The sequence below is a fragment of the Roseinatronobacter sp. genome (assembly GCF_051859525.1).
Classification (GTDB): domain Bacteria; phylum Pseudomonadota; class Alphaproteobacteria; order Rhodobacterales; family Rhodobacteraceae; genus Roseinatronobacter.
The window spans coordinates 1-14,822 of the sequence record NZ_JBHYFM010000038.1; the positions used below are offsets into that span (position 1 = coordinate 1).

Sequence of the window (14,822 nt, forward strand, 5' to 3'; positions counted from 1 at the left end):
ATGGACCCGCTGTCACGCCTGCTGTCCATCCCCGCCGTCACCGCCCTGTTCTGGCCGTCCTTCACCATCGAACTCGCCGGCGCAGGCGTGATACTCGTCCTGCTGTCCATCAACTGGCTCAATGCAAGACAGGCCATAGAAAACGGGACGTGAATGTGTCGCGCTGAATAATTGATCGATTGCGTGCCCATAATTTGGGCGCAGGGTTCTGTTGGCCTTTACATTCCGAACAGACCTGCTTTGATGACCGGATATGACGGAGTTTTTGACCAATGGTGACCAGCTTTTTCAACGAGATGTATGCATCTGACGGGTTGCGCGCCCCTTATCAAATGCTGGAAGGCTGGTATCAGAATATGCCCGCCGAGTTCCGCGCCCTGAAACAGGCCGAGGCCGAGGATCTGTTTCGCCGCTATGGCATTACCTTTGCGGTATATGGCGAGGGGGGCGACCCCGACAGGCTGATCCCGTTCGATATGTTCCCGCGCGTGTTCACGGCGCAGGAATGGCGCAGGCTGGAACGTGGCATCAAGCAACGTGCGCGCGCGCTGAATGCGTTTTTGTCCGATGTTTATGACCGTGGCGAGATTATTCGCGCAGGGCTTATTCCTGCCGATCTGGTGTATCGCAATTACGCCTATGAAATTGCCGTGGCGGGGTTTCGCCCGCCCTTGGGGATATTCAGCCATATCGTGGGCATTGATCTGGTGCGCACCGGCGCGGACCAGTTCTATGTGCTGGAAGACAACTGCCGCACGCCCTCGGGCGTGTCCTATATGCTGGAAAACCGCGAAGTCATGATGCGCATGTTCCCGCATCTGTTTCAGGAAAACCGCGTGGCGCCTGTGGACGGCTATGCGCGGCTGCTGAAACGCACATTGGCGTCGGTGGCGCCCGCGAAATGCGACCGCGACCCCTGTGTGGTGCTGCTGACGCCGGGGCATTTCAATTCCGCCTATTATGAACATTCCTTTCTGGCCGACCTGATGGGGATTGAACTGGTTGAAGGGCAGGATCTGTTTGTCGAGGGCGATTTCTGCTGGATGCGCACCACAGAAGGCCCGCGCAAGGTGGATGTCATCTATCGCCGCATTGATGATGCCTTTCTGGACCCGCTGTGTTTCCGCCCCGATTCGTCCCTTGGGGTGCCGGGGCTGATGAATGTGTATCGTTCGGGCGGTGTGACGATCTGTTCGGCACCGGGCGCGGGCGTGGCCGATGACAAGGCCATCTATACCTATGTGCCTGAAATGGTGCGGTTCTATCTGGGGGAAACCCCGATACTGGACAATGTGCCGACATGGCAATGCGCCAAATCCGATGATCTGAAATATGTGCTGGAAAACATTGCCGAACTGGTGGTCAAGGAAGTGCACGGATCGGGCGGGTATGGCATGCTTGTCGGCCCCGCATCCGACCGCGCCACAATCGACACATTCGCGGCCAAAGTGGCGGCAAACCCGTCCAATTACATCGCCCAGCCGACCCTTGCGCTGTCAACCTGTCCGACCTTCGTAGAGGAGGGGATCGCCCCGCGTCATGTGGATTTGCGTCCCTATTGCCTTGTCGGGCGCGATGTCGAACTTGTGCCCGGTGCGTTGACGCGCGTGGCCCTGAATGAGGGGTCGCTGGTGGTAAACTCCAGTCAGGGTGGCGGCGTCAAGGACACCTGGGTTATCGCGGAGGAATGACATGCTAAGCCGTACAGCCGCGAACCTGTTCTGGATGACACGCTATCTGGAACGGTCTGAAACCACGGCCCGCCTGATGGATATGGGCTTTCGCAACGCGCTTTTGCCCAATACCGGCGGGGGCTATCGCAATGAATGGGCGGCCATCCTGCAAAGCAAGGGGGTGCTGCAATCCTTCACCGACAAATACGGCGAGATTGTCCAGCGCAATGTCGAGAGTTTCCTGTTCTTCGACATGGAAAACCCGTCATCTGTCGCCAGTTGCATCCGTTCTGCGCGTGAAAATGCGCGCATTGTGCGCACGGCGCTGACCTCTCAGGTGTGGGATGCGATCAATACCAGTTATCAGGAATTGATGGCTATGCAGCGGCTGGAACGGTCCAAGCTGTCGATCCCCGATCTGACGGACTGGACCATCCGCACCAGTTCGCTGATCCGTGGCGCGATTGAAACGACGCAGTTGCGCATTGATGGCTATAGTTTCATGAATCTGGGCTATGCGGTGGAACGCGCCGACAATACCGCGCGGCTGCTGGACGTGAAATATTATGTGCTGTTGCCATCCGTGGCCTATGTGGGGTCGGGGCTGGACAATTACCAATGGACCACGCTTCTGCGCGCCTTGTCTGCGCACAGGGCCTATAACTGGGCTTATGGCGGGGAATTGAGTTCGGTGCAGATTGCGCATTTCCTGCTTCTGAACCCGAAATTCCCGCGATCCCTGTTGTCGTGCTATGCAGAAGCGAATGAACATCTGGACCAGTTGGCGCGTATTTACGGGCGCTCCACACCCGCGCAGGAATCCGCGCGTGCCCTTCTGGGCGAATTGGCCGAGGCCCGCATCGAGGATGTGTTTGACGAAGGGCTGCACGAATTCCTGACGCGCATGATCAATGAAAACGGCGGCTTGGCACAGGCGATCCATGACCAGTATCTGACGGGGGATGCACGATGATCCTGACGGTGTTTCACAAGACCCGCTATGAATTCGAAAGCCCCGTTGCCGGCATTATCCAAAGCCTGCGTCTGGTGCCTGCAAAATGCGACAGCCAGAAGGTGATCGACTGGCACATCGACGTGCCGGACGCCGTGATCAGCGACCCGTTTCGTGACGGGGCAGGGGACTATATCCAGACGGTATCCTTGCGCAAACGCGTCGAGCATATTGAGGTGACGGTCCGCGGCAAGGTCGAAACCGTTGATACCGCAGGTGTGTTGCGCGGACACCGTGAACGCGTGCCCCCGCGCGCCTATATGCGTCATACCGTGCGCACCGAACCCAACCGCGCGATTGTGGATCTGGTCAATGACGCGCTGCGCGATGCCGGATCTGCCAGCCCGTTGGAACGGGCACACATGCTGGCGGCTGCCGTGTCCGAGGCATTGCCCTATCGCCCCGGTTCAACCCATGCCCACACGACCGCCGCCGAAGCGATGAACGAGGGGGCGGGCGTGTGTCAGGACCATACGCAGGTTCTGATTTCCTGTGCGCATCTGGCCAATCTGCCCGCGCGCTATGTCAGCGGCTACCTGAATGCCACGGAAGATGGCAGCGCCCATGAAGCCAGCCATGCCTGGGCGGAACTATATATTGAGGGGCTGGGCTGGGTGGGGTTTGACGCCTCGAACAAATGTTGCCCGAATGACCAGTATATCCGGCTGGGGTCCGGGCTGGACGCGCAGGATGCAGCGCCCCTGCGCGGGTTGGTGCTGGGGGGCGCTGCCGAAGCGCTTGACGTTACAGTCGTCATCGAGGCGCAACAACAATGACGCTTGCAGCGCCATCTGCGCAGCGCTAACACTTGCAGGCTGGTGATTTGGGCAGGGAAAGGCGCGATGACATATTGCGTGGGGTTGTTGTTGAATGAAGGGCTGGTTCTGTTGTCGGACACGCGCACGAATGCGGGTCTGGACAATATTTCCGTCTACCGCAAGATGTTCACGTTTGAGCAACCCGGCGAGCGTGTGATCGTGATGATGACGGCAGGCAACCTGTCGGTCACGCAAACCACCCTTGCGCGCCTGAACGAAGCGATCGAAAGCCCCGATGCCACGCCTGCGACGTCCATCATGCAGGCCGAAAGCATGCTGGATGTGGCGACAATTACCGGCGAAATGCTGTCACGTGTGACGGCAGAAACGCAGGCGCGCATGGACCGTATGACGCAGGCTGCGGGCGCGTCCATGATTGTTGCGGGCCAGCGCAAGGGCGGGCGCATGCGCTTGTTCCTGATCTACCCCGAGGGGAATTTTATCGAAGCTACCGAGGACACGCCTTATTTGCAGATAGGCGAGCATAAATACGGCAAGCCCATACTGGACCGCGTGATTACGGCACACACCCCCTTGGATGAAGCCCGCAAGGCGGTGTTGCTGTCGATGGATTCGACCCTGCGTTCCAACCTGAGTGTGGGGATGCCGCTGGACATGGCGGTGATAAAGGTTGACGCGCTGCGTGTCAGTGAACAGCGCCGGATCGAGGCCAATGACGAGGATTTTGCCGCCATGTCCGCAGCCTGGTCCCAAGCGCTGCGCGATGCCTTCGCGCAGATCGCATAAGGCTCGGGCGCACTTCAAGCATGATGCGCAAACAATAAACTAAAGCCTGTCGCGTGAATGCGCACAAACCTGACATGCGCCAGGCCCCGCTGTCACGGCAATATCTGCAACCAAAGCCAGCCGCTTATCATAACCCCTGCCGTGCCGATCAGCACCGCAGATGCGGCCACACGTCTGGCCCGCCCGTAAAGATTGGCAAACACATATGCGTTCACCCCCGGCGCCATTGCCGCTGTCACCACGGCAGACCGCATGCCTTGCGCGCCCACCCCCAGCAGATGGGCCAGCCCGAAGGTGATTGCCGGATGCACGATCAGCGACAGCGCCACCACAAACCCGATGGTGCGCAAATCGCCTTCGGGGCGGTAGCGATACAGCACCCCCCCAAGCCCGAACAGCGCCGCAGGCAGGGCCGCGCGCACCATCATGTCCAGTGCCTGATCCATGACACCGGGAATGGGCAGGCCGGATAGGTTGACAAGAAACCCCAATGCGATCCCGATGACCAGCGCATTGCGGAACATCGCCTTCAGGACGCGCGCGCCAGTATCACGCAGCCGCCCGCCACGGTTGCGCACCAGTTCCATCGCGGTAATGCCGATCCCGTAGCAGATGGGCGAATGCACCGCGATAATGGCAAAATTGGCGGCCAATGCATCGCTGCCATAGGCGCGTTCGGTGATGGGCAGGCCCAACAATACCGAGTTCGAGAACAGCGCCACAAAGCCTATGGCAACGCAATCTTCCCAGTCGCGGCGAAACAGCACCCGCGCGCCCGCAAGGCCCAAGGCGAAGCTGATAATCGCGCCCGCATAGAAACTTGCCAGCAGGCGCAGATCAAATTCCTGCCCCAGATCAAGCCGTGCGATGGCCACGAATAACAGGCACGGAATTGCAAAATTCTGCGTGAACAGGACCACGCCGTCCACATGCTCATCAGTGATCAGCCTGCGCCAGCGCGCGACATAGCCAAAGCCGATAATCAGGAAGACCGGAAGAATGACATTCGCCAGCGCCTGCATTACAGCGCCAGACGCAGCACCATACCGTCAAAGGCAGGTGTCACATGTGCCGGTGTTTCAGCGTCAACCGTGGCATAATCCAGATCGATATGCATATTTGTCAGGACCGCCTGTTTGGGGGTGGCGCGCGCGATCCAGCCCAGCGTCATGTCCAGATGGGCATGGGTCGGGTGCGGCTTGCGGCGCAATGCGTCCACAATCCAGATATCCAGCCCTTCCAGCAGTGTCCAGCTTTCGGGATAGATGTCCACCACATCAGGGGTATAGGCCAGCCCGCCTGCACGAAAACCAAGCGCATCAATGGACCCGTGGTTCAGGCGCATCGGGTGCAGCACCAGCAGACCGCCCGCGCCGTCTATGGTGATGGCCCCGTCAATGGTGTGCATGTCCAGAATCGGCGGGTAGGGGGACCCGACCGGCTGCGTGAACGCATAGCCGAAGCGTGAATACAGCGCGTCTTGTGTCGCGCCATCGGCCCAGACCGCCAGACGCTGGCCGCTATTGAACACCAGTTGGCGCAAATCATCTATGCCATGCACATGATCGGCATGGGAGTGGGTGAACACCACTGCATCCAGCCGCCCGATACCCGCATCCAGCAATTGCGCGCGCATGTCCGGTGACGTGTCGATCAGAACCTGCGTGCGGCCATCCTTACTGATGCGTTCAAGCAGCAGGGAACAGCGCCGGCGGGTGTTGCGCGGGTTGTCGGGGTCGCAATCGCCCCAATGCCCGCCCAGCCGCGGCACCCCGCCCGACGACCCGCAGCCCAGAATTGTGGCGCGCAGTTCTGCCATTACGCGGCCTTCCAGAACAGGCGGTCAAAATTGGCCGAAGTGGCCGCCGCAAACTCGGCATATTCAAGGCCGAATGCCTTGGCCGCGACTTGCGCGGTATGCACAGTATAGGCCGGTTCATTGCGCCTGCCGCGATGGGGGGGCGGGGCCAGATAGGGGGCGTCGGTTTCCACCAGAATACGGTCCAGCGGCGCGGCTGTGAAAATGTCGCGCAGGGCTGCACTTTTGGGAAAGGCCGCAATGCCCGACATGGACAAGTAGAACCCCAGATCCAGCGCCGCGCGGGCCAGTTCCGCACTGGACGAAAAGCAATGCATCACGCAGCTATAGGGGCCTGCGCGGTATTCATCGCCCAGAATGCGGGCCATGTCGTCATCCGCGTCGCGGGCATGAATGATCAGCGGCAGCCGCGTCTGGCGCGCGGCCTCGATATGGATGCGCAGGCTTTCTTGCTGCATGTCCTTGCTGTCGGCGGTGTAATGGTAATCCAGCCCCGTTTCGCCAATGCCCACCATTTTCGGGTGTTCGGCTATGGCCACCAGCTCCGCGACACTTGCCATGGGTTCGTCTGCCACGCTCATCGGGTGGGTGCCTGCGGCGAAATACACGCTGTCATAGGTTTCGGCGATGGTCCGGACCTGCGGCAGGTTGCGCAATTTGGTGCAGATGGTGACCATACGCGCAACACCGGCCGCATGCGCGCGGTCGATCACGGCATCCAGTTCCGCGACAAGTTCGGGGAAATCAAGATGGCAATGGCTGTCGACGATCGGGGGGTGGGGCATAAAAACTCCGCGCGTGTGGTCAAAGGAACTTGCGTGCCTCTGCTTCGGTCTGCAAGACCATATCAAGCACCAGCGCGGCAGGGTCAAGGTTGACTGCGCGCCCGTGTCGCGCCCGCGCCCCCAGCCGCTGCGCCAGCCCCGCATAGGCGCGCGCGGCCCCGTCATGGGGGGCAAGGCGTGCCAGCAGGGCCGCTTCGCCCGGCACGGCCTCCCCCCCCGGTCCCAGAATGCCCGCACGCGCCAGCCGTGCCAGAAACAGGTCATACAGCGTCAGCAACAGGTCAAACCGCGCGTCATTGCCCTTGCCTGTGGTCATGTCGGCCAGTGCAATGGCCGCCTGCCGGTCCAGTCTTGGCAGTCCCGAAAACAGCGCGACCAGCCGCTGATACATCTCTGCACCGCCCCCCTGCGCCAGCGACATTGCCGCCCCCACCGAACCGCCGGACAGTTCCGCCAATGCGGGAGGCGCGTCGGAAATTCCGGCCTGTTCCAGCGCCGCATGAAAGTCCTGCCCCTGCAACGGATGCAGCCGCAATTCGCGGCACCGCGACCGGATTGTCGGCAACAGGCGAGAGGGTTGATGCGCGACCAGCAGCAGGGTTGCATTGGCAGGCGGTTCTTCCAGTGCCTTCAGCAGTGCATTGGCCGCATTGGGGTTCATGTCATCTGCGGCATCCACAATCACCACGCGCCGCCCGCCATCTGTGGCCGACAGTCCGAAAAAACCGTGCAGTTTGCGCATGACATCGACGGTAATGTCGCGGCGCAGATTGCCCTTGTCATCGCGCCCGCGCCGTATGACCAGAAGCCCGCCATCCGCGCCTGCCCGCACGCGCCTGACGACAGGGTGGTCTTCGGGCATATCCAGCGAGTCCGGCGCGAACATGCCGCCCCCGTCCAGTGAACTGGCCAGCAAGAACCGCGCGATTTTCCACGCCAGCGTGGCCTTGCCCACCCCGCGCGGGCCGCATATCAGCCAGCCATGATGCAGCCTGCCGGAATTGACGGCCTGCAAAAAGGCGCGTTCCGCCCCCTGTTGGCCAAACAGAACAGGTGTCTGGCGCGGGTGCGGCGCACCGTCCAGCTGGTCGGGAAGTGGCAGCTCGGCGGCATCGCTCATGCGCGGGTATCCATGAAGGCGCGGGTGGCGGCCAGAATATCGGCGCTGATCGCGGCCATGTCGCGGGCACCGTCAATCACCTGCACCCGTTCGGGGGCCATACGGGCCAGTTCCACAAACCCCGCGCGCAGCGTCTGCTGGAATGCCGCGCCCATGTCCTCATAGCGGTCCTCGCCGGACTTGCGGGCAAGCCCGCGCGTCAAGGCGGCCTGCGCGTCCATGTCGATGATGAATGTCAGGTCAGGCTCCATGCCAATCACCAGATCATGCAACCGGTCGACCAAGGGGCGCAGACTGGCGCGCGCGGCCCCTTGATAGACGCGCGTGGAATCCGCAAACCGGTCCGATATGACAATGGCCCCGCGCGCCAGTGCGGGCAGAACCGTTTTTTCCAGATGGTCGCGCCTTGCCGCGTTGAACAGCAGGATTTCGGTTTCGGGCGACCAGCGGTCTGCGTCCCCTTCGACCAGCAGGGCGCGGATGGCCTCGGCCCCGGTTGACCCGCCCGGTTCGCGCGTCAGCACCACATCATGCCCGCCCGCGCGCAGCGCTGTTGCCAAAGCGCGGGCCTGCGTGGATTTGCCCGACCCGTCGATACCCTCGAACGTCAGGAAAATGCCGCTGGCGGGACGTTCCAGCATGCCTAGTTCAACGCCTCTTGTCCGGCGCCGCGAACCTTGGTGAACAACCGCGATGCGGCAGCCTGCGCGCGCACGGCAAAGCCGCCTTCGGCAACATCCGCGCCTGCGACCAGCGGAATGCGCATCTGTGACATGTCCGGAATGTCCACGACCAATTCGCCAATTCTGGTTCCCGCGGCAACAGGCGCAGGGATTGGCCCGTCATAGACGACGCGCGCATCCAGATCGCGTGCGCCGATGGCTGGCACCAGAATGCGCGTCTCATTGGCGACAACCAGCGGAACGCTGGCCTCGGCGCCCAGCCAGACGGGGGCTTGCGCCATCACCTCGCCCTCGCGGGCGATTGTGACCTGTGCGAACTGGCGAAAGGCCCAGTTGATGATCGCTTCGGCTTCCTGCACGCGCGCGCGTTCACTGTCCAACCCGCCAAAGGCGAAGATGATCCGACGCTCGCCTTGCTGGACCGATCCGGTCAGCGAATAGCCCGCCGCCGATGTGAACCCGGTTTTCAGCCCGTCCAGCCCGATGCCCGCCGTCAGAAGGGGCACACGGTTGGGCTGGGTAATGCCGTTCCATGTGAATTCGGATTCAGACAGATAGGGGTAGTATTGCGGATAGGTCGTAATCAGGTGTTCCGCCAGAATGCCAAGATCGCGCTTGGACATCAGGTGGTTCGGGTCCGGCCAGCCCGAGGCGTTGGCGATGGTGGTGTTCCGCATACCCAGTTCGCGCGCGCGGCGCGTCGCCATCTGCGCAAAGGCATCTTCGGTGCCCGCCAACCCTTCGGCCACGACAACAGTTGCATCATTGCCCGACAGGACCGCAATTCCACGGATCAGGTCTTCGGCTGTGGGGCGGTCGGTGGGTTCCAGAAACATGCGCGACCCGCCCATCTGATAGGCGCGTTGCGATACGGTAAACGTGGTGTCCAGTGACAGCCGTTCATCTTCCAGCGCTTCGAACAGCATCAGCAGCGTCATCAGTTTTGACATGGATGCGGGCGGCAGGGGCACATCTGCGGCCTTGTCCAGCAGCACGGTTCCCGTGGTCAGGTCGCGCACATAGGCCGATGTGGCCCGCGTCTCGAACCCCGCAACTGTCTGGGCGGATGCCTGCATGCCCGTGCCTGTCAGGCCAAGTGCCATGCAGGCGATGCTGAAAAAAGGCGTGCGAAGTAAATTGCGCATCATGTCGTTCCCGCTTGCTGTTGGTCAGTCTGCCCTGCTCATATTCGGTGCGCTGGCCTATCCGGTTGTGTATGAACTTACCTTTTCGGGGGTGCAGCTACCGGCGCACTGCATAGGCGTCATTGAACCCCAATGCCCTGACTTGTTCAAGTAGCCGCTGACGTTCCTGTGACGTGGCCGCAGGTCCGACTGTAACCCGCCAGAAGGCATTGCCCTGTGTGCTGCCTGCATGAACACGCGCCGAAAGTCCGGCATTCCCTGCCATTTCCTGTGCGCGTCGGGCGTTGGCCTCTACGCTGAAAATGCCCAGCTGCACAAACGGGCTGTCCAGCGTTGTGGGGGGCGGCGCAGGCTGCGAGGGGGTTGGTTGCGGCAGGGGCGCGGCACTGGCTTGTTCGGCAGGCTGCGGGCCATCGGCCAGCGTGGTGGTTTCAACACCGCCTGCGGGCGTATCAGGTTGCGTGTCGCGCGAAAAAATACGCGAGAGCAATCCGCGACGCGGCGGCGCGGCCGCTTCTTCGGGGGGCATGGCAATGGCGGTTTCCATATCGTCGCCTTGCGGTGTCGCACTGTCGGTGCCTGCCACGCGCGCGGGCGCTGCCTGCGGCGCTGCGGGCGTTTCATCGTCATCGGCGGCGAGTGGGGACGCATCGGGGCTGTCCGCACCCACGCGGACATCTTCGGTGCGCAGCGCGATCACTTCGATCTGCGTGGGCGCCCCCGCCAGCATGGCGACCGCTGCGGCGGCATCGGCCGAGACCTGAAACACCGGGCCGGGGTTCATGCGTTCGCGCCGGAACAGCGCGCCAATGGTTTGCTGGCCGTTTTCGGTGTTGCGGATGATCACGCGTTCGGGGTCGCGCACATCGGGATGGGCGACCCAGACACCGCCAAGGGACGGGCGGCCATCCCACAGGCCCGCATCGCGTTTTGAAAACACATTGGGTGCCTCGACATCGCGTTCAACGGTTTGTGACGCGCCGCGCGGGGCGCTGCTGTCTGATTGGCTGCCGCCTGTGCCATCAAGACAGGCTGCAAGACTTAAGGTCAGCACCAGACCCGCACCAAACCGAAGTAAACGACTGCTTTGCATTCCTGCCCTCTTTGCCTTTGATCCGGCCTGATCTTGTGTCAGGTTATTGCGCATGCCGCGCTGCACATCATGGCGCGTCTATACACCATGGTGCGCCATTTCCACAGTCCAAAACCCGCGCTTGATACGATTTTGGCACGTTTTATAGCCTGTTTGCGGGTTGGGAAAGCTACAGTTGCGTGAACGACACAGGGTCGTGTTCCTATCATCAGGTGTCTAGCTGTTGTCACGCCAGCGATTGACCAGCGGATACCGCCTGTCCAGCCACAGCGCGCGGTTGCTTAGTCGGGGTCCGGGGGCGGACTGATAACGCTTCCATTCCGAAATATAGATCAGGTGCTCCACGCGTTTGACCGTCTCGCGGTCGAACCCGCGGGCCACCAGGTCGGACACGGGCAGGTCATTGTCGATCAACCCTTCCAGAATGGCATCCAGTTCGTCATAGGGCGGCAGGCTGTCATCGTCGCGCTGGTCCTCGCGCAGTTCCGCCGAAGGGGGCTTGTCGATAATGCGCGGCGGGATTGCCTGCCCCCGGGGGCCGTTCATCCAGTCGCGGAAATTGGCATTGCGCCAGCGGCATGTGTCAAACACGCGCGATTTATACATGTCCTTGATGGGGTTATAGCCGCCATTCATGTCGCCATAAATCGTGGCATAGCCCACAGCCAGTTCGGATTTGTTCCCTGTGGTCAGCAACAGCGCGCCGGTTTTGTTGGACACGGCCATCAGAATCGTCCCGCGCAGGCGTGATTGCAGGTTTTCTTCGGTCACATCGGCGGCGCGCCCTGCAAACAGCGGGGCCAGCGCGTCCGTCAATGCCGCGCGCGGCCCTTCTATGCCTATTTCATCCAGCGGTGCCCCAAGGCTGCGCGCCAGATCTGCCGCATCTTCCAGCGAGTGCGCGGATGTGTATTCCGAGGGCAGCATAATGCATTGCACATTGGCCGCCCCGATTGCATCAGCAGCGATGGTGGCCACCAGCGCCGAATCAATCCCTCCCGACAGGCCCAGAACCACCTTGGAAAACCCCGATTTGCCCAGGTAATCCCGCAACCCCACGACCATCGTGCGGTAATCCTGTTCCAGCGGGTCGGGCAAATGCGCCTGCGGGCCAGCCTCTGCCCGCCACCCGTCAGCTGTGCGCGTGAAATCCAGCGTGGTGATGGCTTCTTCATGCGCAGGCAGTTGCAGCGCCAGTTTCCCACCGGGGTTCAGCACGAAACTGGCCCCGTCAAACACCTGATCATCCTGCCCGCCCACAAGGTTCAGATAGACCAGCGGCAGGCCGGTTTCCGTGACCCGCGCCACCATATGGGCCAGCCGCGTGTCATACCGCCCCCGCGCATAGGGGGACCCGTTGGGCACCAGCAGCAGTTCCGCACCCGATTCCGCCTGCGCCTCGGCCACGTCATCAAACCATGCATCTTCACAAATGGGTGTGCCAATGCGCAGCGGCCCCGCAACATAGGGGCCGGAAATATCGCCCGATGCAAACAGCCGCTTTTCGTCAAATACACTTGTGTTGGGCAAATGGTGCTTGCGGATCGTGGCGCGGATCGCGCCCCCGCCCAGCACGGTCCAGCAATTATACAGCGCCCCCTCCAGCACCAGCGGCACGCCGATGCCCAGCAACGGACCCTCTGCGCATGCCTGCGCCAGCCGGTCCAGTGCGGCGCGCAAATCGGCCTGAAAGGCGGGGCGCCACACCAGATCCTGTGTCTGATAGCCCGGCAGGAACATTTCGGGCAGCGCCAGCATGTCCGCGCCTGCGTCCCGCGCCTGCGCCCACGCATCCCGCGCGCGCGCGGCATTTCCGTCAATGTCCCCAAGCACCGGGTTCAGTTGCCCAAGTGTCAGGCGAAAGCGGTCTGTCATGAAATCGTGTCCCGGAAGCTGATATTTGGCACCACATATCATGTTGTTCGCCCAAGGAAAGGGGCGCAAGGGTAAAGGAAAGCTCTTGCCAGCCAGAATGCCCCTGACTAGGCTCTCGCATAATGAACAGACAGGGAGAACGCGTTATGGCCTTCAGAATGGTCACTGTGCCCGCTTTGGCAGTTGCCTGTGGATTGGCCCTTGCACTTCCTGCCATCGCGCAGGTCGATGGCGTCATGACCCGCCAGTATGAGGATGGCGGCATCTATGAAGGTGAATTCCAGAACGGGTTGCAGCACGGGCAGGGCACCTACCGGCTGCCCAACGGGTTTGAATATACCGGCAACTGGGTGGATGGCGAAATCAGCGGCGCGGGCGTGGCGCGCTATCCGTCCGGCGCGGTCTATGACGGCGCGTTCAGCGCCGGCCGCCCGCATGGCACAGGGCGCATGACATTCGCGGACGGGTCCACATATGACGGGGACTGGCTGGATGGCGCGATCGAGGGGCAGGGCACCCGTGTCTTTGCCAACGGATCGGTATTCGAGGGCAGCTTCATCGCGGGCCAGCCGCATGGCACGGGCGTTCTGAACCGCCCCGACGGCTACCGCTATGACGGCGACTGGATTGAGGGGCAGCGTCAGGGGCAGGGGCGCATCACCTATCCCGACGGGGCGGTCTACGAGGGGGGCATGCTGGCCGATCTGCGCCACGGCACCGGCACGCTGACGCGTCCGGACGGTTTGGTCTATGACGGCAACTGGGCCGACGGGCAATTGTCCGGCGAGGGGGTGCTGACCCAGCCCAATGGCGATGTGCATACCGGCGAATTCCGCGACGGCCAGCGCCATGGCCCCGCGCGGGTGGAACAGGCCGACGGGCTGGTGTTCGAGGGGCAGTTCGTCAATGACCAGCGCGAGGGCGAGGGGCGTCTGACCGGCCCTGACGGCTACCTGTATGAAGGCACATGGGTCGCGGGCCGCATCGAGGGGACAGGCCGCCTGACCCAGCCGGACGGCGCGGTGTATGAAGGGCAGTTCCGCAACGGACTGCCCGACGGGCAGGGCCGGATCACCTATGCGGACGGGTCCAGCTATGAAGGGGAGTGGTCCGACGGGCAGTTCCACGGACAGGGGCGCGCCGTCTATGCCGATGGCAGCGTGTATGAAGGCCAGTTCCTGCAAGGGCTGTCCGATGGCGAGGGCGAGATCACCTTCGAGGACGGCCGCGTCTATCGCGGCAGTTTCGCGGGCGGCGAATTGCACGGTCAGGGCGAAATGACCTATCCCGACGGGTCCGTCTATGTCGGCAGCTTTTCCGAAGGCGCGCGTGACGGTCAGGGCCGGATCGAACTGGCCGACGGGTTCACCTATGAAGGGGAATGGTCCGCCGGCCGGATCGAGGGGCAGGGCATTGCCACCTATGATACCGGCGATATATATGAAGGGCAGTTCCGTGACGGCCAGCGCCACGGTCAGGGAACCCTGCGCTATGCCACGGGCGAGGTTTTGTCCGGTGACTGGGAGGACGGTCGCATGACCGTGCGCGACGGCGAGTGATCGACGGGCGCGCAGACCGGACAAATCAGGCCGCCTTCGGGCGGTCTGATATTTTTCTGGGGGTAGGGAGGCGGAGAGGAAAGGAGCCCAAAGCCCCGGACGGGGCTACGGGCTAGCTGAAGGCAGAGGCGGGGTTTCATGCCATTTCACGCGTAAGCGCGAGCGACCTGCCGAGCGCTCCTCTCAGAAGCAAGCAAGCCTATTCAAACGCGTGCGCTTGCACTAATTTTCTAACTCTTTTTGACGGAGTGCGGCGAATGGCGGGGAAGAACCAACATCACATCTGGCAGATGCTTCAGCGAGGGTTCTCGCTGAAAGAACACAACGACAATCATATCTGGGTGTATCGAAATGGCGTTGCGCCCGAGCGCACAGTTACAAGGTTATTCGGTCAGCAAAGCAGCTTCTATGGCCCGAGAGGATCCGAAGCAGATGAAAACATAACAAATTTTGAGAACGCCACCCAAAGCTTCATCCAAGACGCTCGAAAAAT

Annotated in this window: 14 protein-coding genes; 6 read left to right on the top strand and 8 right to left on the bottom strand. The window is 61.9% G+C overall.

Annotated features, from left to right (window positions below):
- Window positions 1-272: 272 nt before the first annotated feature.
- The 4 genes from ACTIE1_RS16235 to ACTIE1_RS16250 all read left to right on the top strand — a co-directional run bounded on the left by ACTIE1_RS16235 (window position 273) and on the right by ACTIE1_RS16250 (window position 4,250).
- The gene (locus tag ACTIE1_RS16235) at window positions 273-1,691 is read left to right on the top strand and encodes a circularly permuted type 2 ATP-grasp protein (RefSeq protein ID WP_439560543.1); all 1,419 of its coding nucleotides are present in this window, start codon (window positions 273-275) and stop codon (window positions 1,689-1,691) included.
- A gap of 1 nt (window position 1,692) precedes the next feature.
- Window positions 1,693-2,646, top strand: coding sequence for an alpha-E domain-containing protein (locus tag ACTIE1_RS16240; protein ID WP_439560542.1), 954 nt, complete (start codon window positions 1,693-1,695; stop codon window positions 2,644-2,646).
- Complete coding sequence (locus ACTIE1_RS16245) at window positions 2,643-3,461, top strand: transglutaminase family protein (RefSeq protein ID WP_439560541.1); 819 nt, start codon at window positions 2,643-2,645, stop codon at window positions 3,459-3,461. Before ACTIE1_RS16240 ends, ACTIE1_RS16245 begins: the two co-directional genes overlap by 4 nt.
- Before the next feature lie 66 nt (window positions 3,462-3,527).
- Window positions 3,528-4,250, top strand: a complete 723-nt coding sequence (locus ACTIE1_RS16250; protein ID WP_439560540.1) for a peptidase — start codon at window positions 3,528-3,530, stop codon at window positions 4,248-4,250.
- Window positions 4,251-4,342: 92 nt separating this feature from the next.
- Here ACTIE1_RS16250 and ACTIE1_RS16255 read toward each other — a convergent pair whose 3' ends face one another.
- From ACTIE1_RS16255 to ACTIE1_RS16290, 8 genes are all read right to left on the bottom strand, one after another.
- Entirely contained in the window at window positions 4,343-5,272 is a 930-nt protein-coding gene (locus ACTIE1_RS16255) for an AEC family transporter (protein WP_439560539.1), read from the bottom strand.
- A complete protein-coding gene (locus tag ACTIE1_RS16260; protein ID WP_439560538.1) occupies window positions 5,272-6,069 on the bottom strand; it encodes an MBL fold metallo-hydrolase in 798 nt (265 codons plus the stop codon). The genes ACTIE1_RS16255 and ACTIE1_RS16260 overlap by 1 nt, the downstream gene beginning before the upstream one ends.
- Window positions 6,069-6,854: a TatD family hydrolase gene (locus tag ACTIE1_RS16265; RefSeq protein ID WP_439560537.1), complete on the bottom strand. Its 786-nt coding sequence runs from the start codon at window positions 6,852-6,854 to the stop codon at window positions 6,069-6,071. The genes ACTIE1_RS16260 and ACTIE1_RS16265 overlap by 1 nt, the downstream gene beginning before the upstream one ends.
- A 19-nt stretch (window positions 6,855-6,873) precedes the next feature.
- A complete protein-coding gene (locus ACTIE1_RS16270; RefSeq protein WP_439560536.1) occupies window positions 6,874-7,974 on the bottom strand; it encodes a DNA polymerase III subunit delta' in 1,101 nt (366 codons plus the stop codon).
- The gene (gene tmk / locus ACTIE1_RS16275) at window positions 7,971-8,615 is read right to left on the bottom strand and encodes a dTMP kinase (protein ID WP_439560535.1); all 645 of its coding nucleotides are present in this window, start codon (window positions 8,613-8,615) and stop codon (window positions 7,971-7,973) included. Before tmk ends, ACTIE1_RS16270 begins: the two co-directional genes overlap by 4 nt.
- A 2-nt stretch (window positions 8,616-8,617) precedes the next feature.
- On the bottom strand, window positions 8,618-9,760 hold the full coding sequence (locus ACTIE1_RS16280; protein WP_439563492.1) for a D-alanyl-D-alanine carboxypeptidase family protein: 1,143 nt from the start codon (window positions 9,758-9,760) through the stop codon (window positions 8,618-8,620).
- A 139-nt stretch (window positions 9,761-9,899) separates the two neighbouring features.
- Entirely contained in the window at window positions 9,900-10,895 is a 996-nt protein-coding gene (locus ACTIE1_RS16285; RefSeq protein WP_439560533.1) for an SPOR domain-containing protein, read from the bottom strand.
- Window positions 10,896-11,111: 216 nt separating this feature from the next.
- Window positions 11,112-12,770 carry an NAD+ synthase gene (locus ACTIE1_RS16290; protein ID WP_439560532.1) on the bottom strand — a complete coding sequence of 553 codons (1,659 nt, stop codon included), beginning with the start codon at window positions 12,768-12,770 and terminating at the stop codon, window positions 11,112-11,114.
- A gap of 146 nt (window positions 12,771-12,916) precedes the next feature.
- On the opposite strand from ACTIE1_RS16290, the gene ACTIE1_RS16295 reads away from it, so the two are divergent.
- Together ACTIE1_RS16295 and ACTIE1_RS16300 are read left to right on the top strand one after the other, a co-directional pair.
- The gene (locus tag ACTIE1_RS16295) at window positions 12,917-14,329 is read left to right on the top strand and encodes a 2-isopropylmalate synthase (RefSeq protein WP_439560531.1); all 1,413 of its coding nucleotides are present in this window, start codon (window positions 12,917-12,919) and stop codon (window positions 14,327-14,329) included.
- 257 nt (window positions 14,330-14,586) lie between these two features.
- The coding region (locus ACTIE1_RS16300; RefSeq protein ID WP_439563493.1) for a hypothetical protein at window positions 14,587-14,822 on the top strand (236 nt) is incomplete at its 3' end.

Coding starts and splice junctions, on each gene's coding strand:
- ACTIE1_RS16255 (WP_439560539.1), bottom strand. CDS start 5,272: ATGCAGGCGCTGGCGAATGTCATTCTTCCGGTCTTCCTGATTATCGGC.
- ACTIE1_RS16280 (WP_439563492.1), bottom strand. CDS start 9,760: ATGGCACTTGGCCTGACAGGCACGGGCATGCAGGCATCCGCCCAGACA.
- ACTIE1_RS16245 (WP_439560541.1), top strand. CDS start 2,643: ATGATCCTGACGGTGTTTCACAAGACCCGCTATGAATTCGAAAGCCCC.
- ACTIE1_RS16295 (WP_439560531.1), top strand. CDS start 12,917: ATGGCCTTCAGAATGGTCACTGTGCCCGCTTTGGCAGTTGCCTGTGGA.
- tmk (WP_439560535.1), bottom strand. CDS start 8,615: ATGCTGGAACGTCCCGCCAGCGGCATTTTCCTGACGTTCGAGGGTATC.
- ACTIE1_RS16260 (WP_439560538.1), bottom strand. CDS start 6,069: ATGGCAGAACTGCGCGCCACAATTCTGGGCTGCGGGTCGTCGGGCGGG.
- ACTIE1_RS16235 (WP_439560543.1), top strand. CDS start 273: ATGGTGACCAGCTTTTTCAACGAGATGTATGCATCTGACGGGTTGCGC.
- ACTIE1_RS16290 (WP_439560532.1), bottom strand. CDS start 12,770: ATGACAGACCGCTTTCGCCTGACACTTGGGCAACTGAACCCGGTGCTT.
- ACTIE1_RS16250 (WP_439560540.1), top strand. CDS start 3,528: ATGACATATTGCGTGGGGTTGTTGTTGAATGAAGGGCTGGTTCTGTTG.
- ACTIE1_RS16285 (WP_439560533.1), bottom strand. CDS start 10,895: ATGCAAAGCAGTCGTTTACTTCGGTTTGGTGCGGGTCTGGTGCTGACC.
- ACTIE1_RS16240 (WP_439560542.1), top strand. CDS start 1,693: ATGCTAAGCCGTACAGCCGCGAACCTGTTCTGGATGACACGCTATCTG.
- ACTIE1_RS16270 (WP_439560536.1), bottom strand. CDS start 7,974: ATGAGCGATGCCGCCGAGCTGCCACTTCCCGACCAGCTGGACGGTGCG.
- ACTIE1_RS16265 (WP_439560537.1), bottom strand. CDS start 6,854: ATGCCCCACCCCCCGATCGTCGACAGCCATTGCCATCTTGATTTCCCC.